This is a genomic window from Pseudomonas sp. NFACC46-3, assembly GCF_900114515.1.
Classification (GTDB): domain Bacteria; phylum Pseudomonadota; class Gammaproteobacteria; order Pseudomonadales; family Pseudomonadaceae; genus Aquipseudomonas; species Aquipseudomonas fluorescens_Q.
In genome coordinates, this window is the sequence record NZ_FOTH01000023.1 from 20,799 (window position 1) to 43,973 (window position 23,175).

Annotated in this window: 26 protein-coding genes; 3 read left to right on the top strand and 23 right to left on the bottom strand. The window is 60.0% G+C overall.

All coding sequences use genetic code 11. From position 1 onward, the window contains the following. Positions 1–53: 53 nt before the first annotated feature. The 20 genes from BM300_RS20895 to BM300_RS20990 form a co-directional block, all read right to left on the bottom strand. Positions 54–1,070: a contractile injection system protein, VgrG/Pvc8 family gene (locus tag BM300_RS20895; protein WP_092223220.1), complete on the bottom strand. Its 1,017-nt coding sequence runs from the start codon at positions 1,068–1,070 to the stop codon at positions 54–56. Between the two features lie 9 nt (positions 1,071–1,079). Then, positions 1,080–1,292, bottom strand: a complete 213-nt coding sequence (locus tag BM300_RS20900; RefSeq protein ID WP_063322730.1) for a tail protein X — start codon at positions 1,290–1,292, stop codon at positions 1,080–1,082. After that, positions 1,285–1,668, bottom strand: a complete 384-nt coding sequence (locus BM300_RS20905) for a phage tail protein (protein ID WP_038857206.1) — start codon at positions 1,666–1,668, stop codon at positions 1,285–1,287. The genes BM300_RS20900 and BM300_RS20905 overlap by 8 nt, the downstream gene beginning before the upstream one ends. Continuing rightward, positions 1,668–3,845 (bottom strand): phage tail tape measure protein, encoded by a 2,178-nt coding sequence (locus BM300_RS20910; protein ID WP_092346726.1) that lies wholly within the window; start codon positions 3,843–3,845, stop codon positions 1,668–1,670. Before BM300_RS20910 ends, BM300_RS20905 begins: the two co-directional genes overlap by 1 nt. A gap of 128 nt (positions 3,846–3,973) precedes the next feature. Then, positions 3,974–4,540, bottom strand: a complete 567-nt coding sequence (locus BM300_RS20915) for a phage tail assembly protein (RefSeq protein ID WP_092346723.1) — start codon at positions 4,538–4,540, stop codon at positions 3,974–3,976. A 152-nt stretch (positions 4,541–4,692) separates the two neighbouring features. Next, positions 4,693–5,199 (bottom strand): phage major tail tube protein, encoded by a 507-nt coding sequence (locus BM300_RS20920; RefSeq protein WP_092223226.1) that lies wholly within the window; start codon positions 5,197–5,199, stop codon positions 4,693–4,695. After that, a complete protein-coding gene (locus tag BM300_RS20925; protein ID WP_063322735.1) occupies positions 5,199–6,365 on the bottom strand; it encodes a phage tail sheath protein in 1,167 nt (388 codons plus the stop codon). Before BM300_RS20925 ends, BM300_RS20920 begins: the two co-directional genes overlap by 1 nt. Before the next feature lie 2 nt (positions 6,366–6,367). Further along, the gene (locus BM300_RS20930) at positions 6,368–6,577 is read right to left on the bottom strand and encodes a hypothetical protein (RefSeq protein ID WP_092346720.1); all 210 of its coding nucleotides are present in this window, start codon (positions 6,575–6,577) and stop codon (positions 6,368–6,370) included. Between the two features lie 245 nt (positions 6,578–6,822). Then, on the bottom strand, positions 6,823–7,224 hold the full coding sequence (locus tag BM300_RS20935) for a phage tail assembly chaperone (protein ID WP_092346717.1): 402 nt from the start codon (positions 7,222–7,224) through the stop codon (positions 6,823–6,825). 5 nt (positions 7,225–7,229) lie between these two features. Next, positions 7,230–9,362, bottom strand: coding sequence for a phage tail protein (locus BM300_RS31460; RefSeq protein WP_256571955.1), 2,133 nt, complete (start codon positions 9,360–9,362; stop codon positions 7,230–7,232). After that, positions 9,363–9,998: a phage tail protein I gene (locus BM300_RS20945; protein WP_092346714.1), complete on the bottom strand. Its 636-nt coding sequence runs from the start codon at positions 9,996–9,998 to the stop codon at positions 9,363–9,365. After that, positions 9,995–10,990, bottom strand: a complete 996-nt coding sequence (locus BM300_RS20950; RefSeq protein WP_092346711.1) for a baseplate J/gp47 family protein — start codon at positions 10,988–10,990, stop codon at positions 9,995–9,997. Before BM300_RS20950 ends, BM300_RS20945 begins: the two co-directional genes overlap by 4 nt. Further along, a complete protein-coding gene (locus BM300_RS20955) occupies positions 10,987–11,319 on the bottom strand; it encodes a phage baseplate protein (protein WP_092346708.1) in 333 nt (110 codons plus the stop codon). Before BM300_RS20955 ends, BM300_RS20950 begins: the two co-directional genes overlap by 4 nt. Positions 11,320–11,330: 11 nt before the next feature. Further along, entirely contained in the window at positions 11,331–11,942 is a 612-nt protein-coding gene (locus BM300_RS20960) for a phage baseplate assembly protein V (protein WP_092144107.1), read from the bottom strand. A 3-nt stretch (positions 11,943–11,945) separates the two neighbouring features. Next, positions 11,946–12,458 carry a hypothetical protein gene (locus BM300_RS20965; RefSeq protein ID WP_092144105.1) on the bottom strand — a complete coding sequence of 171 codons (513 nt, stop codon included), beginning with the start codon at positions 12,456–12,458 and terminating at the stop codon, positions 11,946–11,948. Positions 12,459–12,494: 36 nt separating this feature from the next. Then, positions 12,495–12,845 (bottom strand): phage holin family protein, encoded by a 351-nt coding sequence (locus BM300_RS20970; protein WP_092144103.1) that lies wholly within the window; start codon positions 12,843–12,845, stop codon positions 12,495–12,497. A gap of 131 nt (positions 12,846–12,976) precedes the next feature. After that, entirely contained in the window at positions 12,977–13,405 is a 429-nt protein-coding gene (locus BM300_RS20975; RefSeq protein ID WP_092144101.1) for a hypothetical protein, read from the bottom strand. A gap of 59 nt (positions 13,406–13,464) precedes the next feature. Next, on the bottom strand, positions 13,465–14,046 hold the full coding sequence (locus BM300_RS20980) for a DUF642 domain-containing protein (protein WP_092144098.1): 582 nt from the start codon (positions 14,044–14,046) through the stop codon (positions 13,465–13,467). A 4-nt stretch (positions 14,047–14,050) separates the two neighbouring features. After that, entirely contained in the window at positions 14,051–14,239 is a 189-nt protein-coding gene (locus tag BM300_RS20985; protein WP_092144095.1) for a Com family DNA-binding transcriptional regulator, read from the bottom strand. A gap of 466 nt (positions 14,240–14,705) precedes the next feature. Continuing rightward, positions 14,706–15,440: a LexA family transcriptional regulator gene (locus tag BM300_RS20990; protein ID WP_092223366.1), complete on the bottom strand. Its 735-nt coding sequence runs from the start codon at positions 15,438–15,440 to the stop codon at positions 14,706–14,708. A 644-nt stretch (positions 15,441–16,084) separates the two neighbouring features. On the opposite strand from BM300_RS20990, the gene BM300_RS31085 reads away from it, so the two are divergent. The 3 genes from BM300_RS31085 (at position 16,085) to fdxA (ending at position 19,672) form a co-directional block, all read left to right on the top strand. Then, positions 16,085–16,252 carry a hypothetical protein gene (locus tag BM300_RS31085; protein WP_170862083.1) on the top strand — a complete coding sequence of 56 codons (168 nt, stop codon included), beginning with the start codon at positions 16,085–16,087 and terminating at the stop codon, positions 16,250–16,252. Between the two features lie 386 nt (positions 16,253–16,638). Next, positions 16,639–19,206, top strand: coding sequence for a DNA mismatch repair protein MutS (gene mutS, locus BM300_RS21000; RefSeq protein ID WP_167331288.1), 2,568 nt, complete (start codon positions 16,639–16,641; stop codon positions 19,204–19,206). Positions 19,207–19,348: 142 nt separating this feature from the next. Then, positions 19,349–19,672 (top strand): ferredoxin FdxA, encoded by a 324-nt coding sequence (gene fdxA / locus BM300_RS21005; RefSeq protein ID WP_092223237.1) that lies wholly within the window; start codon positions 19,349–19,351, stop codon positions 19,670–19,672. Between the two features lie 660 nt (positions 19,673–20,332). Here the strand turns inward: fdxA and rpoS are convergent. The 3 genes from rpoS to BM300_RS21020 form a co-directional block, all read right to left on the bottom strand. After that, positions 20,333–21,340 carry an RNA polymerase sigma factor RpoS gene (rpoS, locus tag BM300_RS21010; RefSeq protein ID WP_003198289.1) on the bottom strand — a complete coding sequence of 336 codons (1,008 nt, stop codon included), beginning with the start codon at positions 21,338–21,340 and terminating at the stop codon, positions 20,333–20,335. 106 nt (positions 21,341–21,446) lie between these two features. Next, positions 21,447–22,292 (bottom strand): peptidoglycan DD-metalloendopeptidase family protein, encoded by an 846-nt coding sequence (locus tag BM300_RS21015; protein ID WP_092346705.1) that lies wholly within the window; start codon positions 22,290–22,292, stop codon positions 21,447–21,449. A 211-nt stretch (positions 22,293–22,503) separates the two neighbouring features. After that, a complete protein-coding gene (locus tag BM300_RS21020) occupies positions 22,504–23,139 on the bottom strand; it encodes a protein-L-isoaspartate(D-aspartate) O-methyltransferase (RefSeq protein WP_170862085.1) in 636 nt (211 codons plus the stop codon). Between the last annotated feature and the right edge of the window lie 36 nt (positions 23,140–23,175).

Below are 23,175 nucleotides of genomic sequence, written 5' to 3' on the forward strand. Positions count from 1 at the left end.
CTCCCAGGGCTTGTCGAGAGAAAAGTGCAGTCACCAGCCCCACAGGAATGGCGTCAGGCCTTGGCATCCAGGCAAGTCGCATTGATCAAGCAGCGATAGCTTTTTTCCCGGTCGCCACTGGCGGTGACCTTGTCGATCGACCAGCGACCGCGCATGAAATCCGGCCAGGTGGCGTCCAGCAGTACGATGCCCTCGGCGGACAGCCCCGGGTTGCCAGGGCACTCGATCGCCACCTTGAGGGCTTCGCGCATCATCCTGCGCACCTCGCCTTCACCGGCAGCGCGGGCGTCATCTGCGCTCTGGAAGCGCTGGCGCAGGGTCTTGAACGGCGCGAGGCCGCTCTCCTCGACCTGCAACTTGCCGGCCGTCGCGTCCCACCAACGGGTCTTGCAGCCTTGGTATTTCGCCCGGGCGGTTTCATCCAGCTTGGCGGAAATAAAAGCCTGGTCGCCAGGACGATTGTTGGTCGTCACCGACAGTATTATCTCGGGCAGGACCTTGCCCGACAGCGACTTCGCCTGGCCGCGCCGAGCCAGCACATACAGCTCGTTGATCGGCTTGGCGACGGCGTCATAACGATGGGCCAGGCGCGTCAGGAACCCCATGTCGGTTTCGTTGGACTGGTCGATGTGCTCGATCTTGATCAGCGCCAGGTCTGGCGCCACCCGGGGAGAAAAACCGTGCCTGGACGTCAGTTGACGAAACAGCGCCCCCAGGGTCGTCGGTCCATGGCTGACGGATCGGCGCTGCTTGAACCCGGTCTGGTCCGCCGCACTGAACGGCGCGGCCATGGCCACCAAGGTCAGGCGCAACGGGAACAGCGTCGGCGTGCGCCGGGTAATGACGAACTCGCCCTTGTCCACCAGCCCCGACTCCAGGTAGCCGACCCGCAAACCGATTTTCCCACCCAGGCTGGGCAACCCTTCCAGCCCGTCCAGGCTGATGGTGAGGGTCAATTGATCCGACTCGATTCCTGCCGCGTCGACGTGTGTCCAACTGAGCAATCGTGCGTTGAGCAGCGCGGCGTTCGCGCCGTACACTTCCACCGCAGGCGTGAAACCCAATGACATGTAGCCTCCTTAATCCCAGGCCGAAACCGGTGGGGTTGCCACGGGCTTGAGGTCCACTTCCGGCAAGACCACCCATACGCCCGCCGGCAATACAGGCCCCCATTCAGCCAACCCCGGATTGAGCCGCCAGAGCGCCTCTTCGACGATGTCGTCACAGCGCTCAAGCTCGCGGTACAGCAACAGATTCACCGAATCACCGGCGATACTTCGAACCCTACGCATTGGCGAACTCCGTCAATTCAACCACCCAACCGACCACCATCGCCGTGCCGTCATCAATGATCTCGGTCTGGGTTTCCGTCACCTTGTTGATCTGCCACAGGCCCCAATTGCGACCGATGCCATCGACCAACGGCACGGGGACTCGCTGCGCCTGCAAGGCGCGCAACTCATCGAGGCGATCCATGGCGGTGGCGTACATCGACTTGCCGGTGATCGTCAGCCCTTGCAGGCCTTGGCCGACCTGGCTGGACTTGGGTTTGCTGGTGAGGATGTCGATGCTCTTCCAGCCACCGTCCGAGGTGCGTACCAGGCTGTGGTACGCAAAGTTTCTCGACAAACCGAAAATGAAACTGCCGAGTGCCATTTGCTGACGCATCACGTACCTCCGTCGGTCAGGGCCGCGTCACTGCGCATGGCGAGTGAGTTGGGCATGGTCATCAAGCCGAATTGGCCCGAGAGCTGCTGCACGACCAGGTTGGCCAACTGACTCGCGCTGGCCTGGTCCTGGCCGTTGATGTAGATGTTTGCGGTCATGGTGTTTTGTTGCGTGGTTGTCTGGGTGCTAGCCAGGTCTTTGCTGACCTGGTCTGGAGCGGCGAGTCTGTCGGCGGGGGCGACGAGCTTCTCCCCCAAGGACGCGCCCGCATCGCTCCCCAACCAGCCGCCCAGCAGTCCGCCAACCAGACCACCAATGGCAGTGCCGATCACCGGAACGACGCTCCCCAAAGCGGCACCGGCCGCAGACCCCGCAGCAGCGCCTGCCCAGCCGCCACCTGCCGCTCCCAGGCCTGCACTCATCATTCGTTTGTCGCCGGTCAGTACACCCTCGGCCACATCAGCGACGGCACCGACTACTTTTAATGGGCCGGGCGCCCTGCGGGTCATCGAGCGTAATGAGGCCGTTGGCCCGGGTGAAAAACGCCCTGCGCCTCCCAGTGAGCCTCGTGTACTGACGCGTATTTTCGTCCTGCTCGTGGATTCGGGACGCTGGTTGGCATTGCGTGTATCCAGCTTGTCCCCACGAGGATTTCTGAAATCTTCGGAGATCACTTCCCCCAATCGGCCGGGAAGGTGCGGAGCGACCTTGCCCAACACCCGCTTGGCCACCTGATTGGACATCTCATCCCCTACAGCCTTGAGCAGCGCGCCCACCAGCGGTTTGATCGCCGCGCCAATCAACACAATGGCCGCAGCGGCTTTAGGTGAGGACTCCGCCAACTCACTCATGCCATCGGCCAGCGACCCCAACCACTGGAACGAGGTATCCGTCGAGGGCATCAGGGCATTGCCCGTGGCCAGCGACAAACGCTCGCTGCGGGCGTTGAGGACGTTCAGTTGGCCCTGCCGGGTGTTCGACAGCGCCAACGCGTCCTGCCGCACCGAACCGTTGTTGTCCAATTGTGAAGTGGCATATTGGCCTGGGTCTTTGACCTGCCAGAACGCGGCGTTCACATCGTCGAGTTTCTGCGACATGCGCAACACCGCGGCATCCCCAGAGCCAAACAACGAAGAGGCCAGGGACGAGCGTTTTTCGGCCGGCTGCGCGTTCAAGGCCGCCAGCACCGACATCACTGTCCCCGGCGCGGCGTCCTTGTCACGCAAGCCGCTCGCCACCTCTTTGGGATCAAGTCCCAGTTGCTTCCAAGCCGCTTGCTCGGTCGCGGAGGCCTGATCGCCCTTGCCTAGAGCAGTCGTGAAGTGATCGAGCGCCACACCCGCTTCAGCTTGTTGCGCGCCGGTATTGAGAAGTGCCGCCGTCAGCGCCGCAGCTTGGGCAGGCTGCAGGCCCGCCGAGGTCGCGGCCGCACCGTCACGCTGCAACACTGTGCCGATCTCATTCGCTTTCGCACCACCGGGAATCTTGCTCAGATGGTTGGTAGCGTCCGCCAGATCAAACGCTTTCTCTGCGCTGAGCTTCATGGAAGTGCGCCAGCCGAGCAGCATCTCGGCGGCTTCCATGGCTGGCATTTTGAACGTCGATGCTGTGACACCCGCATCACTGGCGAAGCGCAACAGCGCCAATTGCCGGTCCGAGGCATTGGGCAGATCGCTGCCGACTCCTGCCCTGGCCGCCAGGCTTTGCATCCTCACCACCTCAACCGCCGTGGTCCCGCCGGCCGCCACCAACGGCGCACTGGCGATACGCTGGGTTGGCTCCGCCATTTCTGCAATCTGGCGAGGCGTGAAGTGGCCGGCCTGCTTCAGATCGGCCATGGCCGCATCCATCGCTATCGCCGGTTTGAGCAGCGCCGGTGGTTCGATACCGCCACCCGACTTACCCTTTGGCTCATTGGCCGACTCACCCTTGGTGCCGGCCCCCATCGTTTGGGAAAACAATCGTTGCGCCGATAGCTTCACGGTCAACGACTCGATCGCCGTGGTCAGCAACCCGAGCTTGAGCCCAAGTTTCTCCAGCGCCAGGTCGAGGCCCGACAGCTGATCCCTGGCGAACGTGCCTTGTGCTGACACACCGTTCGTAGGGCTGGTATTACCGAACGCCAACCCACTCTCATTGAAGGCTGCGTATTTGAGCGAATATCTATCGTCCGCCATCCCGCTCTACTCCTGTTTCACGCCAAGGCGAGTGATCGCAATGTCGTAGCGGCGCAAGGCCTTGCCGGCGTCCCACTCCAGGATTTCCGCCTCACTTACCGAGTAAATGAGCGGCACCACATCGAGGATCACTTCGATGTCGCGCTCCGAAAGAAGTCCGCCGGTTTGTTTAAAAAATCGTCGATGCGCACCTGCAGTTGCGTCCAGTCGGGCACGGTCAGCCGGTCCAGGTCGGGAATCATCAGGCCGGTGCAGTGGGCGGTGATGAACTCGGCGCGCTCCTTGGCCGTCTTCAGTTTTTTCATCGCCTTGGTCGCACGCAGCACCGGCATTTCCAGGGTCAGCGACGTCAGGCTGCGACCCGCGACGTCGAGCGGTTGCAGCAGTTGCACCTGGTCGGGATCGCCCTGTGGCTCATCCAGAAAGTGCGACGCCGGGCGCGTCGACATGTCGTGCACGTACTGGGCAATGCTCACGTAGTCCGGGCGCTTGAGCTGGTCGAGTTCCTTGACCGACAACCCGGTGGCCAGTTTGGCCAGTTCGAAGAACTGATCGTCTTCATCATCGCCGACGCGGGCCAGGGCGTCTTTTTGCGCGGCGTAGTACAGCGGTTTGAGGGGGAGCTGCTCGATCCGCGCATCGTCGTCACCGATGATCGGCGACAGCAAGACGTGAACGGGAGGTGTCCAGGGCATGGAATCAGTTCCTTGGTAAATCAGAGGACAACCTGTGGGAGCGAGCTCGCTCGCGATGACGTCGGATCAGTCAGCATCGATGTTGGCTGACACACCGCTATCGCGAGCAAGCTCGCTCTCACAAGGATTGGGTTCAACTGACGGGCATTCGTTTACGGCAACAACACCGCACGGCGAGCATCGCCGAGGATGTCGACGCCGTTGAGCACGAACTTCTGGGTGCGCACGTCAATGTCGATCACCGGGACGCCGTTTTCCAGGCGGTTGTAGGTGCGGCAGGACAGCTCCAGGTTGGTCTTGGGTTTCTCGCCCATTTTCAGCAGGGTTTCCTCGAGGGACTTCAACTTGCCACCCACCGTGTGGTAGGTAAACCAGGTGTTGCCGTCCTGATCCTGGCCGGCTTCACGCACGTTCAGCAGAATGTCGTCGCCCACGCTCACGCCCAGCGCCAGCATGACTTCCGGACCAAGGCCTTGCAGCGTCAGCTTGGCTGTCAGCACTTTGCCGCTCTTGGCCATTTCCTCGCCAATGAAACGGCCGCCACGCATCTCTTCCATGTCGAATTCGATCTTCGGCGGGGTGAACTCTTCCACGGTCGCCGACAACGGCAAGCCTTGCAGGGTGGCCGCGATGGCCTGTCTTACGCGGTTGGTAAACATTAGAGAACGTCCTCCAGGAACTGCTCGATGATTTCATCGCGGGCATTGAGTTGATAAATCATGTGTTCGTTCGGCGCGTAGCGGCCGTAGTCGATGACCACGTACCAAGTGCCGTTCTTGTACTTCTCGACGCTGTTCAATTCAGGGTGCAGGTACACGCTGCCGCCGGGAATGGTTTCGTCGGCAACCAGGGTTTGCAGCCAGTCGTTGATGCGCTTCACTTCCTGGTCCATGAACGACTTGGTCAGATTCTTCGCCATGGCCTTCTGCCCGGCCTTGACCAGCTTGCGGCTGATGGCGTCTTCCAGGCCGACGTAGCTGATGAACTTGCCGGTGATGGAGCGGTTGCCCAGCAAGGAGAAGCCGCCAAGGATGGTCCGGGCGTAGTAACTGACGCCGTAGCGGTTGAGCAGATCGCCTTCGGTGGAGGTGTCGAGGATGTTGTATTCCACGGTGCGGGAAACGTCTTCGGCGTAGGTGACCTGGTTGCCCGGGCTCTCCCATTGCTTGACCTTGGCGAGGGCGGCGATGGCCAGGCTCGACGGCGCCAGGAAGACGTTTTTCTTCGCGGCCTTGGAGTACACCGCCGGCATGTTGTGCACCACCAGGCAACGGTCGAAACCGAGGTCCGCGCCGCCCAGCTCCTGGCTGTAAGTCACCTGGTCGGCGACCGAGGCATCCTTGCCATCGAGCACCACACGGGCCTTGATGCGCTTGCCGAACGAGGCGAACTCACTGGCGACGGCCTTGGTGCCGGTAAAGCCTGGCGCGCCGATGATGGTCAGGTCTTCAGCGACCCCACTCAACGCCGCCAAGCCCAACTTGCGACCGGTCTGCGCTTCGATGCCGCCGATCACATTGTTCTGCGTGTCGGCCAGCGTGGCGCCCTCTTCGACGATCACCACGTACACCGGCACCTTGACCACCTTGAGGATCTGGTAGACGGCGTGGAACAACGTCCCCGCTTCGGCACCGGTCGGGTCCAGCTGGGCCTGGGTGGTGAAGCTGTTGATGCGGAACGGGGTGTTTTTCGGAATCAGCGGGTTGGCATTCGGCGCGGTGCCGACCAGCCCGATGACGTTGTCACCCAGGCCACCCATGGCCTCGGGAGATTCAGTGGCATTGACGGTAATGCCGTTGTGCTCGAAGTTCAAAACCTCAGCCATGGTTATTCAGCCTTTTTGGTGGCGGCCTTTTTGGCCGGGGTGGATACAGAGGCCGATTCGCCGGCCTCGGTTTTTTTCAGCTCCAGGCGACCGGCGCTGCGCAAGGCATTGGCCTCGACGTCGAGCAGGTCGAGTTCCTGGCCGGTGGTCGACCAGTGACCACCGCCGGTGGGGAATGGGAGGAGCACGGTGTAGGTTTGGCGTGGTGCCATTTTTGGTTCTCCAGATATGGAAAAGCCCCTTGGGAAGGGGCTTTTATGAGTTTTTTGTGATGTGCTGCGGAAAGAAAAACGCCCCGCTGGTGCGGGGAATGCGCTTCACTTAAGGCTTGTCGAGTCATTGTGGCGAGGAGATTTACCCCCCTTGGGCTGCGCAGCGGCCACTTTTGTGAGCGCACTCAAGCGGGATCAAGCTCCCTCGCGACGGATTGGTGAATGGCATTGCCGGTGCGGGTCGCTTATTGGGATTGCTCGGCGATCCAGCGTGGTGCAATCGGCCGCAACTCCGCGTTTGGAAAAGTACTTGTTTGCGGCCAATCCCGAAGCCTCTGACGGTAGCCAAGCAATTCAGAATATTGAGCAGCCGTAAGCGTAGTGCCTTGCCCAATGTCTTGTTCATCGCGGTGTCGTGTCGCAAGCCATTCAGTGCTTTGCAATTCAATGTTGCGCCATACCCGCTCAGTATCGTCCTGCTCGGAAGGGGAAACTGCCAATGGTTGAGAAAACTCGCTATCCATTAATATCCAGTCTGGCCGCACATCCTTGGAGCAAGCCCTCCACATTAGATCCGGGTGGAAGCGTTCCGTTGGATCAACGTCGGTAATTTCAACTACCGTCCCGTTTTCGATTCTTGCCCACATGCTAATCACCACTGAATAATTACGTTGCCAGCAGCCCCTGCGCCACCGTTGTAACCGAAGTACGCGCCCGAGCCACCACCTCCTGGGCCTACGCCGGTGTTACCTGGATACAACCCTTGGGTGCATCGAGCTCCCGGCCCACCACCTGAGCCGCCAACAGGCCCGTAGCTGACATGCCCAACTCCAAGAGAAGTATTGAAGTCCCCTCCTGTACCGAGACCACCACTACCAGGCCCATTTGCATGGCCGGACGGCGCGCTGCCCATGCCCCCGAATCCTCCGGTTGCGGATAGATAGCTACCAAAGGACGATGTCGCACCGGTATCGCCCGATGCTCCTTCCAAGGTAGCGCCAGCACCTCCAGCGCCTATAGTCACCGTAACGCTGGTTACGCTCGAGAGATCAACAAGCTTTTGCGCCCAACCACCGCCACCACCGCCACCTGATCCTGCCCCGGAGACGCCTGCACGACCGCCGCCGCCCCCACCGCCAATGACCGTAACCCAGACCTTCTTAACCCCGGCGGGTACCGTCCAGGTAAACACCCCGGCCGACTTGTAAGTCTGAGTCGCCTTGAAAGGACCATGTCGACTGGTTGTGACCTCTTCCCAGTCTGTCCACGTTCCATTTTCTTGGCAGACCCGGATCGCCATCCCTACCGCATCGCCCGACATGCCGGACATCAAGGTTTGGGTCAGCCGACTGCCCACACCGGCAAGCCCCACCGTCAAGTTGTACCGGCGGGTGGCGGACCAACCGGGTGGGATGTTGACCAAGCCAGACTCAGGGACCAGATAGATGCCCGATACGGTGTAGTTGTTCAGATTGGTTTCGGTACCGACGATGGACTTACCAATGCCGAATGAACCGGGGGCGAGCATTGCGCCCGCAGTCAAATCAAGCGGGTTAGCCTGTTTGGGCGTGTTGAGTTCGTCCCACAACTGCGCCCACGCAGTCCATACGCCGTTGCTCAAGCGAGAGCGTTTAAACGTCAGAGCAACACCGGCATTGACCGACTCCCAAATCTGTAGCGCCGAGAGCGTGTTATCTCGCTCCATGTGAAAAAACACACCCCTCGGGATATCAGCCCCGGTTGTAGGATTCTTCGGTCGCATTCCAGATGAACCGTCGCTGAAGGTGTAAACCCCCGTTTCGTTAATCAGGTCGATGTTGCCGTTCCACACATACCCATAACTGGCTATGCCGTAGCGGGCCAGAACGTTTCGAACAAATGCAGTCGTCGCAATGGATGTATCGTTATCCGTAGCGACCGGCGTCGGGGCCGTAGGGTTTCCCTGAAAGGCCGGGGAGCTGAGCGGCGCAAACCCTTGAGTGATGTTCTGAAACACCAACCCCGTAGCGCCCAACACAATCGCCCCATCGGTTACCAACTGCCAGATCGTGTTGGTAAGCGTCGCGCCCTCCTCCACCGAGACAATCAACCCCGAAGTCACTTCGGCGCTCGCATCGGCATCCTTTGCCCGAACCCAAGCGTCGTTCGCGGCCACGTAAATGCCGTTGTCTTTCGCCAAAGTCTGAGACTTGACCAACACCCGATTCCCGGCGACCACCGCAACACCATCGATCGCCTGCGCGCCACTCAAGACAATATTGCCCGTCGTCGCTACCCGCACCGACTGTTTCCGGTCGAGCTTGGCAAGTTCATCAGCGACATAACTCGCCACCCAAGCCCGCGTCGCCTTGACCACCGTATCGTCGATCAGCAACGTCACCAACTCAGCATTGCTGGTCTCGAAAATCGACCGAATGTAGAACTCTTTGCCCGAGCCGGACGTCGCCAACACCGGTTTAAACGACTCCGGATATTTGACAATCGCATACAGGATCCCGGTATCGGTCCAGATCCCGGCCTCTCGCACATACCAGCCGCCCACTTCCGGCGGGATGGTCACTTCGGCCAGCAACCAACTCGGGTTTTTCTCATCCTGGAACAGCGCATTGAGCGGCCCGCGCCACACTTCGCGTTTGAGCGCCGTGGCGGTGGCGGCCGGGTTGTAAACCTCGCCGCCGCCATCACCGACGGAAATCTGCGACAGCTTGATGGGTGTGCCCGCCGCCTTGCAGGCGGTTTCGTAGGCGATCCCCGCATCGGTGAGCAGGGTGTAGTAGTCGGCCATTTAGGACCCCTGTGGATAAATAGTGGAGGTTTCGACGGTGTAGAGTCCGGCGGCCATGAAGGCCTGGCCCGAGGCTTCCAGTCCTTCGATGACGATCGGATAAACCGTGGTCAGTTCGCCGCACAGCGTCGCGGCGCCGATGACGTGACGGCCGAATGCACTCAAGCCGACAGACACCTTCAAGGTGTCGCGTTCGCTTTTGGCATCCGCCAGGCGACGGTCGAGACGGGCGTCGATTTCTTCGCTGTAGGGCTGCTCGGTAAATGCCCTGACGGAAAAACTGTAGGGCGGGCCAGCGGGTGTTTGCTCATACCAGGCGCGCACTTCAGGCATCAGCTGCAAACCCTTGGCAGCATTTTCCAGCGCTTTTCGCGTCCCGGCCTGCCGGGCGGTTGGCCAGGCGAGTTCAACGGTCAGGCGCTTTTCAGCTTCGGGCGCCGTGGAGCTCCACTCGTTGACCCCACGATCCGCCGCGAGATACGGCAGGAACGCCAAGGGCGTGGTGGCCGGGTTCATCAGCTCGGGAAACGGCGGATCGATGCGTTCGAGCAGCCGAGCGAACCCCAGATCCAGTGCCCTTTCCAACGGTGAACTGTTGGCCGGCAGCAGACTCGGGCGAGGTGTGTCGTCACTCATAACGTGTCCACCTCAACCTCGACGCCCGTGCAGTACGGGGCTTGGAAAGCCGTGGTCACAATCGGCACCAGCGGTTCGAGAATCTCAAGCTGGACCGCGCCAGCGCTGTGCAGCGTGTAGTCGATCCAGCTCGGGTCCACCCGCCCTTCCAAGCGATGGCAGGCCTGGGCATACGCCTGCAACTGCTGCTCGGCGGCAACCTGGGTCAAGCCTGAATCCGGGCCGGCATTGATCTTCGCCACGACGCGGATTTTGTAAGGTTTGATTTGTGCGGCCTGCACGATGACCAGGTCGGTTTCCGGTCGCACATCAGGCCGGGCGAAGTGCTGGCGAACACCGTTGAGCAGCGCTTCGGACGGTGTGCCGTCGCCCTCGCGGGAAAGCACTGTGACCGTGACCTCCCCCGGCGCCGTCCGGCGTCCGTTGCCGTCCTTGACCTGCGCGGCGAGACCGTCCGGATCGAATGTGTAGGTCACGTTCACGACACCGCCAGCGGCACTGTCCACCTTCACCACAGGCCTTTCGCCCAAGGTGAAGATCTCTCGCCGGTACTGCATGCGCGAGCCCGCCGCCGGAGCATGGGGCGCCAGGTAGTAGCGCAAGCGGGCATCATCGTCACTCTCGTAGACCGGAGCGATGGGCGGGAAAGCCGCCGGGTCGCCCGGGTCGAGCAACTGACGCTCAAGGCCCATGTCCGCGAGACGAGCGTCGAGGTTGGTCCCGGTGGCCCACCACGCCAACATCTGCTTGATGCGGGCGTTGTATTTGCGTTCGTGGGTTTGCAGCCGTACGCAGAAGGCTTCAAGCGCCAGGGTCAGCAGTTCACTTTCGTTTTCAAGACTGTCCACCAGCTTCGCCGCACTTGCTGGCGAGCGCGCGCCGACGTACTCGACCACGAAGGTCTTGAACTCTGCGAGCAAGTCCTCGAACGCTTCGACAGTGACGATGGCCGGTTCGGCCAGTTGGTTCTGGCCGGGTATCAGCATGCTCATGTCACCACCTCGAACGTCTGTTTGCGGTTTTTCCAGGTGCCGGCGAAACGCAACAGCAAGCCGGCGCCGTGTCGACTGGCGACAATGACCTGCGGCTCGAAATCACCGATGCCGTTTTGTGGGTTGTAGAACGCTTGGGCCGCGTGGTTCTGGGCGAGGATCAGCAAGTCGTCACCAAGGTTCTGCCCCAGCAACTGCGTGAGTGCGCAGCCATACAACGGGCGCTTCTGGCGAGTGCCCAACGGCGTCGTCAACGCCCGGGTGGCGCGCTGTACGAACTGCAGCCAGTCGTCGACCGTGGCGCCGGTATTTCGATCGATTCCAATCATGAGGAAATCTCTTATGCGGTACTGATGACGCGTCCCTGGTGATCCACCACCGGGCCGCTCAGGTGCACGCCGGAGGCGTCGAGCCGAATGCCGACGGCGCCCAGCTGCCATTCGATGGCGTCGGCGGTCATCGCCAACCGCGACGGGCCGATGCTCAGTTGGAGCGCTTCACGGGAACCGCTGAACGTCGCCGGGCCGTTCTGCCAGTGCAGGACATGGCTGGCATGGTCGTAGCCGTTTTCCGTACCGTCCTGATAGAGGCGCCGCGTCAGCGAGGCCCGGGTCGAGACGGGCGGAAACTGACCGCCGTTGAGGCCGAACAACGCCACTGCCTGCCCGCCGCTCTCGCCGCCGCCATGGTTGAGCAACAGGCACTGCTCGCCCACGGACGGAATCCGCGACTCGCTCTGGGCGCCGGCGCTCGGGTTGAAAAAGCGGATCGCCGGGGTCAGCAGGCCACCATGGCTGACCTTGCAGGTGTTGCTGGCCGCATCGACTTCCTGGCAAACGCCAATGCGGCAGAAACTCTCCGCACGCCGATGCAAATCTTCCAGCTCGGTTTCCATCTGAGCCAGACGCTCGACGATCGGCCCCAGGTGCATCCGTAACAGCCCATCGAACATGGCTCAGCCCTCGAGTGCGGTGTATTGATCCGGGTCGTCGATGTTCGACACTTCCCAGGTACGGGCAAATTTCGGGATGCCCAACGGGTCCTCCAGCAGCGTCGGGCCGAGGTACAGGGTTTGGTTGAAGGAAAGAGTCCAGGCGCTGTACGCCCGTGCTTCGTGGATGAACGTGGATGCGATGCCATCGATTTCCGTGGGCAGGTCGCATTGATCACCCGACAGGCCCCAGCGGTTATCCATGACCAGGTGTTTCAATTCACCGGCCAGATCACAGGCCTCCCATCCTGGAACGGCCATGACCACTTGCAAGGACACCGTCAGGACATGGGCGATACGCCCGTCATTGGCGCGGTTACCGGGCGCATCGCGCTCAAGCGCAATCAGCACCCAGGGTTGGTCGTCGGCGCCATCGAACGCCTGGGGGCTGCCGACTTTCAAGGCGGGATAAATGGCGCGCAGCGTCTGGGCAATGGCCGAGAACAACTGCGACGGTTTTTCGATAAGGGCAGGCATTGATCGCCTCCTTGTGTATGGATCAGCGCTGTCGATTCACTGCTGGTCGGGCGGTAGGTCCCGCGGAGGGACTTCGCAAACGCCGAGCCGCTTGGCGACCCAGCGCTCGTAAAGACCGATCGCCACATCGGCACCGGCCATGGCGGTCAGGCAACCCAGTGCGCAAGCACTCCAGATCGACATGCCCAGGGCATACAACAGCATGGTTGCCGACACGCCGCAGACCACGCAGGCACCGGAGCGCAGCACCACGCGGCGCAGCAACGGCCAACCACGGGCGCCCTCCTTGTCAGCGCGCCACATCTCGCCGGACACCCCGCCCACCAGGGCGAGCACGATGACCAGCCAGATCGGCATGTCCAGCAACGCTTGTTGCTCGTTTGTCATGTCTCGTTTCCTGGGGGTGATTAAGATTGGGCGGGGAAGTTGTTTGAAGTTGAAAGAGATGTGGGTCGATGAAACCCATTAAGTCGCTAGAAACGGCGTTCAAACGTTTGTCAGGCAATTGGGGGCTGACATCACTTTGGCGCAGCGCAGGTCGCGCCTTTGTAAGTCATGGTGTAGGTGTAGTGCCTGTCCCAAGACAGCGGTAGCGCACTGGGTGCGGCCCATTCCGCGTAGTTACCCGACATCGAACCAGCGACAGCTAACTTACCCATGGCAATGGTCGCGAGATTGTTGGCACTCCCTGCACCCGGCATGGGCACACTCCCGTTCCATTGGAGATCGTCCCCGTTCTGGAACCATGCGCCCTTCCAGCCGGCCTGGGAACTCGAGTACCAGGTGTTGTCTTCTTTGAAACAGATAGTTTGGTTGGCATAAAAACCGCCGCCCGGAACGTGGTAATAAGCGAATTGCCAGGAACCGACAGGTGAGGTTTCGGCAAACGCGTGGAGGGCCTGGGTCGCCAGGACGGCTGCGATCAATACGCTGAGCAATTTTTTCATTAATTGATTTCCTTTGGATAAATTAAGCTTGACGGGATCGTGCGTAAGGCCGGCGACGTTTACAGTCGCTCGACAATGACGTTGTCAATAAAGGCGAAGTGAGCATTCGGATCCTGCTCATTCCAGAAGCTCAACGTAGTTTGATCGCTCACGGCGGTGAAATCGTAGGTTCTGGTTTCCCATACGGTCGCATCACTAGTGGCGACAGGGGTGTCGAAACGGGTGGTCTGGCCTGCCACCTTGACGTTGATGATGCCGGTCCCCGTGCGGTTCACGTACCTGGAACTGCCGGCACTGAACGTCAGGCGATAACGTGCGCCTACTACCGTGTTGATGTTCTGCTGGATGCCACCACCGTTTTGATAGGTGTAGTTGGCGAGGTCGACGCTCATTACACCTTCGGCGGCGACCGAACTGCCAATGGCAGCTCTGACATTGATGTACTCCACGCCTGACAGAAACGTGGTCCAACCGGTCACGAAGTCGGCTTGGGCCGGGGTATTCAGTACGCAGTCATTGCCACAACCGGGGGTTTCAAAGCTGCCGTTCACAACCAGGTTGGCTGCGAAGGCAGCACCGCTGGCCGCCAACAGCGCCATGGACAGAACGAACGAGCCGATAAGACGTTTGATTTTTTTCATGCGTTCACCTTAAGAGTCGATGTTTTTGCGCGGAGCATTCCGCATCCATGTCGCTCAAAGGCGATAACTCGAGGCTCAGGGCCTTCACATGATTCAACGCCCCACACCGGGAACATTTGATCTGGAGTTCGATGTTCTCGCCCACGCGGGCCAGAAGTCGTTTGCAGTGACCGCATCTGAAATCCTTCAGCATCGGAAGCCCTCCATTGGCGGCGGTGATGTGGTTGAACGCACCTCACGGTGCAGGCATTCCAAAAAGCCCGGTTGCCCAGGCTTTTCAGTAATGCGCTTGATCTTTCGGCGCGACTGGCGCGGTACGGATCCATTCAAATTGTTCCTCCGGCCGCGGTCCCTGCCCGCCGGATAACTGCTTCTGGTGCTTTACGCTGCACACCCGGGTCAGTTGCCAACCCTCTGAACCGTTAAGGCCGGTTCATCGCTGCCTGTTGGTGGAACTAAAGAGCTGTGTTGCCAGCCGCTTTGTCGAGCGGCTTGGACACAGAATATGCATAGATGCATATACAGTCAATGCGTAAATGCATTTATTTATGCAGATCGAATGCGCAAATGCATGGAGCCCTTGCAAATACGGGGTTGCGGGTTTTCGAGAGGCGAAAAAAAACCCGCACGGCGGCGGGTTTTATCTGACAGCGGAGGGGTTAACGGGCGTACATGCCCCACCAGAAGACGTGACCGAGGATGACGATTTGCTCGTCCTGCATTTCCTGGAAGGTGTAGTCCTCGTCCGGATGCTCATCGCGGTTGAAGCTGCGCAGGCGGATGCCGGTGGGCAGGCGATAAAGCTGCTTCACCCGCAGTTGGCCGTTGTGATTGATGGCGTAGAGGTCACCGTCGACGATGTCGCCAATCCCGCATTTGCCTGCGTTCACCCCGACCGTGGCACCGTCGCGCAGCACCGGCAACATACTATTGCCGCGCACCGTCACGCACTTGGCCTGGTCGAACTGCACGCCGTTATGGCGCAGGCTGCGCTTGCCAAAGCGCAGGCTGGAGCGCTCGCTTTCCTCGATGACGAATCTTCCTGATCCAGCAGCCAATTCAACCTCGCGCAGAAAAGGGACCGACACTTCGTCTTCTTCGACGGGTGTTTCGTCGTCCCACAGGCTTATGTCCTTGAGTTCGGAATGCGGCTCATCGCGGCGGCTATTGCCAGCGGGCGCAACATCCGCGCGCCCGCGCAACTGGTCGGTGCTCACGGCGAAGTACTCGGCGATCTTCGAGATGTGTTTATCCGAAGGATCGACAATCTTGCCGCTGAGGATCCGCGAGAGGGTGGACTGAGGCACGCCGGTACGCCGGTGAAGCTCCGTGGGGGAGATCCCGTGCTGATCGAGCAATGCTCTTAATACGGTAGAAACGTTGCGTTTTTGCATAACGCGCATAGTGCTTGTTCTTTTCGCAGAAGACAAATGCTGTTTTGCATAAACATGCATATCGATGAAGAAACCATTCACTCAAGGTCGGCCCGATCCACCGTGGCGAGGGAGCTTGCTCCCGCTGGGCTGCGCAGCAGCCCCAAAAAACCTCCAATCACTGAGCATTCGGCGAATTGAGCTCAGTCCTTTTGGGCGCGCTACGCACGCCAGCGGGAGCAAGCTCCCTCGCCACGGGTTCAGTCCAATCCTTATATTGGGGAATTTCCCCTACAACTTCTTGGGAAATCCCTCAATCCGCGTCCTTCAAATATGCGACACCAGGCTACATCGCCTTGCGCCTATGCCTACCACTGCGCCAGAATCCGCCGGCTTGTCCACCTTGGATCCCATCGGTACTTTGGTTCTCGTCACTGCCCATCAGTGATCGGGTTTAGTCGCTCGGTATTCCAAGGTGTTCATTGCTCCATTCAGTCAGGTATTCCTTATTCCTGCACTTGATGGTAGCTGTGCGCAGGGCGCCCTCGGGCGCGCCGGTTCCTTGGATCCCCGGTCGACTAACCTGCGTACAGCCGCCGCCCTCGTTTAGTCGCGAGTGAGCGCTTCGCGCTGGAGCGCCAATGAACCGCCATCGGGAGCGCACTATGATTTCGATCAAGCAAGGCTTGTCCAAAGGAGCCAAACGCCCCTTTGCTGATTTCATTCGTAACGCAAAATCGAAGGAAAAGAAACGTGTTTACCGCAAGGTATTGGCCGAGGCTACCAAGCAGCAGAATCTGGTGATGATGCAAGCCGAGGTAAAACGAGCCTGATCTCCAGATTCAAGAGAGCTCGATCAAGTGTCGTAATGCCGTCCAACATTTTCATCGACTGTGGTGCCGCCTTCACGAGTTCAAGCCCGCTCCCACAGGGGGAAACGCGGTCCCGCCAAGAATCAGGTCGGCTATCAGGCCGCCTCGCGGTGGACGTTGATCTCCGCGCCCCATTAACCACGCTGGATTTTCGAAAGTGAGCCCGCCGTCGGGGCGGAACCCTAAGCAGCCGTTACCGCAGCAACGGATATGCACACAATCCCAAACGCTGGGTAGCACCAGACCGCCCATGTTAACCTTGCGCCCATCGCGGAAAAGCCGGGCCAATGCCCCTCCTTTTGCCCCACACCTTTCAACGAGCTTGCCTGACACCCATGAATACCGCCGTGAACGACCTCTCCAGCCACACGCCGATGATGCAACAATACTGGCGCCTGAAGAACCAACACCCCGATCAGCTGATGTTCTACCGCATGGGCGACTTCTACGAGATCTTCTACGAGGATGCGAAGAAAGCCGCCAAGTTGCTAGACATCACCCTGACGGCACGTGGGCAATCGGCAGGCATGGCGATTCCGATGTGTGGGATTCCTTACCACGCGGCGGAAGGTTACCTGGCGAAGCTGGTCAAGCTCGGCGAATCCGTGGTGATTTGCGAGCAAGTCGGCGACCCTGCCACCAGCAAGGGCCCCGTGGAACGCCAAGTCGTGCGGATCATCACCCCGGGTACAGTCAGTGACGAGGCCTTGCTGGACGAACGCCGGGACAACCTGATCGCCGCAGTGCTTGGGGATGAACGCCTGTTCGGCCTGGCGGTGCTGGACATCACCAGTGGCAATTTCTCGGTACTGGAAATCAAGGGCTGGGAAAACCTGCTGGCCGAACTGGAGCGGGTCAACCCGGTGGAACTGCTGATCCCGGACGACTGGCCCAAAGACCTGCCGGCAGAAAAACGCCGTGGCGTGCGGCGTCGGGCGCCGTGGGATTTCGAGCGTGATTCGGCGCTGAAAAGTCTCTGCCAACAGTTTTCCACCCAGGACCTCAAGGGCTTCGGCTGCGAAAACCTGACCCTGGCCATCGGCGCGGCCGGTTGCCTGCTGGCCTACGCCAAGGAAACCCAGCGCACCGCCCTGCCCCATTTGCGCAGCCTGCGTCATGAGCGCCTGGATGACACCGTGGTGCTGGACGGCGCGAGCCGACGCAACCTGGAGCTGGACACCAACCTGGCCGGCGGGCGCGACAACACCTTGCAATCGGTGGTCGATCGCTGCCAGACCGCCATGGGCAGCCGCCTGCTGACTCGCTGGTTGAATCGGCCGCTGCGGGACCTGACCGTGCTGTTGGCGCGCCAGTCCTCCATTACCTGCCTGCTGGATCGCTATCGCTTCGAGCAGTTGCAACCGCAACTCAAGGAAATCGGTGACATCGAGCGAATCCTCGCCCGAATCGGCCTGCGCAACGCCCGTCCCCGTGACCTGGCGCGCTTGCGCGATGCCCTCGGTGCGTTGCCTGAACTGCAGGTGGCGATGACCGACCTCGAAGCGCCGCACCTGCAACAACTGGCACGCACCACCAGCACCTACCCGGAACTGGCCGCGCTGCTGGAAAAAGCCATCATCGATAACCCACCGGCGGTGATCCGTGACGGTGGTGTGTTGAAAACCGGCTACGACGCCGAACTCGACGAGCTGCAAGCGCTGAGCGAGAACGCCGGCCAGTTCCTGATCGACCTCGAGGCCCGGGAAAAAGCCCGCACCGGCCTGGCCAACCTCAAGGTCGGCTACAACCGCATCCACGGTTATTTCATCGAGTTGCCGAGCAAGCAGGCCGAACAGGCCCCGGCCGATTATGTTCGCCGCCAGACCCTCAAGGGCGCCGAGCGGTTCATTACCCCGGAACTCAAGGCGTTCGAAGACAAGGCGCTGTCCGCCAAGAGCCGCGCCCTGGCCCGGGAAAAGATGCTCTATGAAGCATTGCTCGAGGACCTGATCAGCCAACTGCCGCCGTTGCAGGACACCGCCGGCGCCTTGGCGGAACTGGACGTGCTGAGCAACCTGGCCGAGCGCGCGCTGAACCTGGACCTCAACTGCCCACGCTTCGTCAGCGAGCCGTGCATGCGCATCAGCCAAGGTCGCCACCCAGTGGTCGAGCAAGTACTGACCACGCCGTTCGTGGCCAACGACCTGAGCCTGGACGACAACACCCGCATGCTGGTGATCACCGGTCCGAACATGGGTGGTAAATCCACCTACATGCGCCAAACCGCGTTGATCGTGCTGCTGGCCCACATCGGCAGTTTCGTCCCGGCGGCCAGTTGCGAATTATCCCTGGTGGACCGGATCTTCACCCGGATCGGTTCCAGTGACGATCTGGCCGGTGGACGCTCGACGTTCATGGTGGAAATGAGCGAAACCGCAAACATCCTGCACAACGCCACCGAACGCAGCCTGGTGCTGATGGACGAAGTCGGACGCGGCACCAGCACCTTCGACGGCTTGTCCCTGGCCTGGGCCGCGGCCGAGCGCCTCGCGCACCTGCGGGCCTACACGCTGTTCGCCACCCATTACTTCGAACTCACCGTGTTGCCGGAAAGCCAGCCGCTGGTGGCCAACGTTCACCTCAATGCCACCGAGCACAACGAGCGTATCGTCTTCCTGCACCACGTGCTGCCCGGCCCGGCCAGCCAGAGCTACGGCTTGGCGGTGGCGCAACTGGCCGGCGTGCCAAGTGAAGTCATTACCCGTGCCCGCGAGCATCTGAGCCGCCTGGAAACCACCAGCCTGCCCCACGAAGCGCCGCGCCCGACCAAAGGCAAACCGGCCGCACCGCAGCAAAGCGACCTGTTCGCCAGCCTGCCGCATCCGGTACTCGATGAACTGGCCAAGCTCGACCTGGACGACCTGACACCTCGTCGGGCACTGGATTTACTCTATACATTGAAGACACGGATCTAACATACAGGCTTTCAAGCTGTTAGAATCGCGCGCGGTTTGGGATGCTGCGGGCTATTAGCCTGGTTCGCAGACTATCGCTCCCAAACCTGGCGACCCTACCGTGAAGGGGCTTCGCTGCCGCCGCCTGAGGAGAGAATTAGAAATGACCTTCGTCGTCACCGACAACTGCATCAAGTGCAAGTACACCGATTGTGTAGAAGTCTGTCCGGTGGACTGCTTCTACGAAGGCCCGAACTTCCTGGTCATTCACCCGGATGAGTGCATCGACTGCGCCCTGTGTGAGCCGGAATGCCCTGCCGTGGCCATCTTCTCCGAAGATGAAGTGCCCGCTGGCATGGAGAATTTCATCGAGCTGAACGCCGAACTGGCGGAAATCTGGCCGAACATCACCGAGAAGAAAGATCCTCTGCCGGACGCCGCTGAGTGGGATGGCAAGGACGATAAGCTCAAGGAGCTCGAACGCTGATCATCCCTGCGTTCGTCGAAAAGGCCCCTTGCGGGCCTTTTTGCTTTTCCGGATTCAAGAAATCGCAGGCAAAAAAAGGGGCGGTTTGACCCGCCCACATTTTTTCCCTAATCCCTTTAATCCTTTTCATCATCCTGATGAATCGCGTCCTGCGATGTCCTTCCTTCCCATCATCCTTGACGGGTGTGTCTGTCCGTCGACACAGGACTGATATTAGTATTTTCCCAGGCGAGTGCAACGCGGCTGATACAGGTGGCTTGCTTTGTAACGTTTCGTTCACCAACAACTTTTCCTTATAAATCATATAAATAAGAAAATATCACGGCGTTTATAGCGGTCTGTCCCGCCAATGAGAAACCGATCACTTACGCAACACTAGGCAAAGGCTTACACGCTGAATCTATAAATAGAGAAGGCGTAGAAACGCACTCTGGTGGCGAGGGGATTTAGCGAAACGTCGCACCGCCCCGTGGGACTGCGTAGAGTCTCAAATTATTGAATTGAACGCCGCGGTTTCTGTTTCAGGGCCGCTTCGCGCCCCAACGGGGATAAATCCCCTCGCCACAAGAGTGCATCGCATAGCGTAGTGCTCAATACATCTGCCCAAACACGGAAAAGCCCCGAACCAGTCGGGGCTTTTCTTGCTGCGCTGCACTCGGGTTATTGGAACAGCGACTCACTCGACAGGCCATTCTTCTCCAGGATCTCCCGGAGGCGCTTGAGGCCCTCCACCTGGATCTGCCTGACCCGCTCACGGGTCAAACCAATCTCCAGGCCTACATCTTCAAGCGTGCTGCTTTCGTGACCGCGCAAGCCGAAGCGGCGAATCACCACCTCCCGTTGCTTGTCCGTAAGTTCCGAAAGCCACTGGTCAATGCTCTGGGACAAGTCATCGTCCTGGAGCAACTCGCACGGATCGGTCGGACGATCGTCGGTCAGGGTATCCAGCAGGGTCTTATCCGAGTCCGGCCCCAGCGAGACATCTACCGAAGAGACACGCTCGTTGAGCCCAAGCATGCGCTTGACCTCACCTACCGGTTTTTCCAGCAAGTTGGCGATTTCTTCGGGTGAAGGCTCATGGTCGAGTTTCTGGGTCAACTCGCGGGCGGCCCGCAGATAGACGTTCAGTTCCTTGACCACATGAATCGGCAACCGGATCGTCCGGGTCTGGTTCATGATCGCCCGTTCGATGGTCTGGCGGATCCACCAGGTGGCGTAGGTCGAGAAGCGGAAGCCGCGCTCGGGGTCGAATTTCTCGACGGCGCGAATCAGGCCCAGGTTGCCCTCTTCGATCAGGTCCAGCAGCGAAAGCCCACGATTGACGTAGCGTCGGGCGATTTTCACCACCAGGCGCAGGTTGCTTTCAATCATGCGTTTTCGACCGGCCGGGTCGCCACTTTGCGACAGCCGCGCAAAATGAACTTCTTCCTCGGGGGAGAGCAGTGGCGAAAAACCGATTTCGTTGAGGTACAGCTGAGTGGCGTCCAGCGCCCGGGTGTAATCGATGTACTTATGTTGTTTAAGCGAAGCGGAGTGTTTGGATTTGGCACGAACGGAAGGTGGAGTCGCCCCTTCATCATTCGACATCGAATCCATAGCGATGCCGGTCTCCATAAGGAGAACCTCATCGTCGATGTCAAACTCCGGCACTTCTTTACTGAGAGCCATTGTTATAGTCCTTTGGTGAGTTCGACCTCAAGCCCAAGCGACGCCTTTATCCTTGGCAACGCTGGAGCCTGTTCCCTCTACGTGACGGAACAGGCTGACAATCAAATCAACGCCGAGGCAGGAATTGCAGCGGATCGACTGGTTTACCTTGCCGGCGAATCTCAAAATGCAGTTTCACCCGGTCTGTTCCCGTTGATCCCATTTCGGCAATTGTCTGTCCGACTTTGACCTGCTGCCCCTCCCGAACCAACAGCCTGCGGTTGTGACCGTAGGCACTGACGTAGGTATCGCTGTGTTTGATGATCACGAGTTCGCCGTAGCCCCTTAAACCACTCCCGGCGTACACAACCGTGCCATCAGACGCGGCTAAAACAGGCTGTCCCAAATCCCCGGCGATATCAATTCCTTTATTCAAACTACCGTTTGAAGAGAATTTTCCAATGAGAACGCCATTAGAAGGCCATCCCCAGCCGGTCGGGGCGGGGCCTGCGGGAGGCATCGGAGCAGGGGCCGGTTTGCTCGCGACGGACGGTACTGCCGCCGTCCCAGCCCCCGTCGGCCGGCGAATGACCGTGGTCTTACTCGACGAAGAAGGCGTCGAACCCGACTGCGTAACCACCGCGGTAGGCGTTGAACCGCTACGGCCATCGAAGCGAATCGTCTGACCGGGGTGAATCGTATAAGGCGCAGGAATGTTGTTGCGCGCCGCGAGGGCTTTGTAGTCCCAGCCGTAGCGGAAAGCGATGGAAAACAGCGTATCGCCGCGACGGACTACATATTGACCGGTCGTTACTGTAGGACGTTGCGGTGTTGCACTGTTGCGATCGACAACCCGGACATTGCTCGACGGCGTACTGGAACATCCGACCAGCAAAGTGCTCAAGACGAGGCCAGTCACCAGGCGCTGAAAGCTCGTGATACCCATACGCTGCGCAATGACTGTGAGACTCACCCGCCGCTCCCTTTGTGGTGGCAGAAAAATTGGAAACTGCCTGTCCAGGCAGAACTCATACAAATATAGCTGGCAACGACTACGCCTCTATTAATGAAGCGCAACGTGTGGCCGCACACGTTTGCTCGACGCCGTTGGACTCTGTTCAGCAAATCGGTGCCGCTGTAAGACACAGGCCAGGCCACGGAATTCAGCGTGTGTTTATAAATGCTCAGGCCAACGGCCCATTGAGTAACGGCACGAACCGCACCGCCCCCAGGACGTGTCGTGAAAAACCATGTTCTTCACGTACGATCAGCATCAACTGCTGGACTTCACCTGCGCCCACCGGAATGACCAGTCGCCCGCCGGGAGCAAGCTGATCCAGCAGGGCCTGGGGTACATCGGTGGCCACCGCGGTCACGATGATGCCGTTGTACGGCGCCAGGGCCGGCCACCCCTCCCAGCCATCTCCCCAGCGAAACACCACGTTGCGCAGGTTCAACTCCACCAGGCGTTCCTTGGCGCGATCCTGCAGTACCTTGATCCGCTCTACGGAAAACACCCGCTCGACCAGTTGCGACAACACCGCCGTCTGGTAACCCGAGCCGGTACCGATCTCCATCACCTTGTCCAGCGGCCCGGCCTCGAGCAGCAACTCGCTCATGCGGGCCACCATGTATGGCTGGGAAATGGTCTGGTTATGGCCGATCGGCAACGCCGTGTCTTCATAGGCGCGATGGGCCAGGGCTTCATCGACGAATAGATGGCGCGGCGTACGGCGAATCACCTCCAACACCTGGGCGTTGGAGAGACCTTCTTCGTAGAGACGCTGGATCAGTCGTTCACGGGTGCGCTGGGAGGTCATGCCGATTCCGCGGCGCAGCATATCGTCTTGCTCACG

What these genes read in the sequence shown, in the direction of transcription:
- BM300_RS20895 (WP_092223220.1), bottom strand. Translation starts at nt 1,070, where the DNA reads ATGTCATTGGGTTTCACGCCTGCGGTGGAAGTGTACGGCGCGAACGCC.
- BM300_RS20900 (WP_063322730.1), bottom strand. Translation starts at nt 1,292, where the DNA reads ATGCGTAGGGTTCGAAGTATCGCCGGTGATTCGGTGAATCTGTTGCTG.
- BM300_RS20905 (WP_038857206.1), bottom strand. Translation starts at nt 1,668, where the DNA reads ATGCGTCAGCAAATGGCACTCGGCAGTTTCATTTTCGGTTTGTCGAGA.
- BM300_RS20910 (WP_092346726.1), bottom strand. Translation starts at nt 3,845, where the DNA reads ATGGCGGACGATAGATATTCGCTCAAATACGCAGCCTTCAATGAGAGT.
- BM300_RS20915 (WP_092346723.1), bottom strand. Translation starts at nt 4,540, where the DNA reads ATGCCCTGGACACCTCCCGTTCACGTCTTGCTGTCGCCGATCATCGGT.
- BM300_RS20920 (WP_092223226.1), bottom strand. Translation starts at nt 5,199, where the DNA reads ATGTTTACCAACCGCGTAAGACAGGCCATCGCGGCCACCCTGCAAGGC.
- BM300_RS20925 (WP_063322735.1), bottom strand. Translation starts at nt 6,365, where the DNA reads ATGGCTGAGGTTTTGAACTTCGAGCACAACGGCATTACCGTCAATGCC.
- BM300_RS20930 (WP_092346720.1), bottom strand. Translation starts at nt 6,577, where the DNA reads ATGGCACCACGCCAAACCTACACCGTGCTCCTCCCATTCCCCACCGGC.
- BM300_RS20935 (WP_092346717.1), bottom strand. Translation starts at nt 7,224, where the DNA reads ATGTGGGCAAGAATCGAAAACGGGACGGTAGTTGAAATTACCGACGTT.
- BM300_RS31460 (WP_256571955.1), bottom strand. Translation starts at nt 9,362, where the DNA reads ATGGCCGACTACTACACCCTGCTCACCGATGCGGGGATCGCCTACGAA.
- BM300_RS20945 (WP_092346714.1), bottom strand. Translation starts at nt 9,998, where the DNA reads ATGAGTGACGACACACCTCGCCCGAGTCTGCTGCCGGCCAACAGTTCA.
- BM300_RS20950 (WP_092346711.1), bottom strand. Translation starts at nt 10,990, where the DNA reads ATGAGCATGCTGATACCCGGCCAGAACCAACTGGCCGAACCGGCCATC.
- BM300_RS20955 (WP_092346708.1), bottom strand. Translation starts at nt 11,319, where the DNA reads ATGATTGGAATCGATCGAAATACCGGCGCCACGGTCGACGACTGGCTG.
- BM300_RS20960 (WP_092144107.1), bottom strand. Translation starts at nt 11,942, where the DNA reads ATGTTCGATGGGCTGTTACGGATGCACCTGGGGCCGATCGTCGAGCGT.
- BM300_RS20965 (WP_092144105.1), bottom strand. Translation starts at nt 12,458, where the DNA reads ATGCCTGCCCTTATCGAAAAACCGTCGCAGTTGTTCTCGGCCATTGCC.
- BM300_RS20970 (WP_092144103.1), bottom strand. Translation starts at nt 12,845, where the DNA reads ATGACAAACGAGCAACAAGCGTTGCTGGACATGCCGATCTGGCTGGTC.
- BM300_RS20975 (WP_092144101.1), bottom strand. Translation starts at nt 13,405, where the DNA reads ATGAAAAAATTGCTCAGCGTATTGATCGCAGCCGTCCTGGCGACCCAG.
- BM300_RS20980 (WP_092144098.1), bottom strand. Translation starts at nt 14,046, where the DNA reads ATGAAAAAAATCAAACGTCTTATCGGCTCGTTCGTTCTGTCCATGGCG.
- BM300_RS20985 (WP_092144095.1), bottom strand. Translation starts at nt 14,239, where the DNA reads ATGCTGAAGGATTTCAGATGCGGTCACTGCAAACGACTTCTGGCCCGC.
- BM300_RS20990 (WP_092223366.1), bottom strand. Translation starts at nt 15,440, where the DNA reads ATGCAAAAACGCAACGTTTCTACCGTATTAAGAGCATTGCTCGATCAG.
- BM300_RS31085 (WP_170862083.1), top strand. Translation starts at nt 16,085, where the DNA reads ATGATTTCGATCAAGCAAGGCTTGTCCAAAGGAGCCAAACGCCCCTTT.
- fdxA (WP_092223237.1), top strand. Translation starts at nt 19,349, where the DNA reads ATGACCTTCGTCGTCACCGACAACTGCATCAAGTGCAAGTACACCGAT.
- rpoS (WP_003198289.1), bottom strand. Translation starts at nt 21,340, where the DNA reads ATGGCTCTCAGTAAAGAAGTGCCGGAGTTTGACATCGACGATGAGGTT.
- BM300_RS21020 (WP_170862085.1), bottom strand. Translation starts at nt 23,139, where the DNA reads ATGACCTCCCAGCGCACCCGTGAACGACTGATCCAGCGTCTCTACGAA.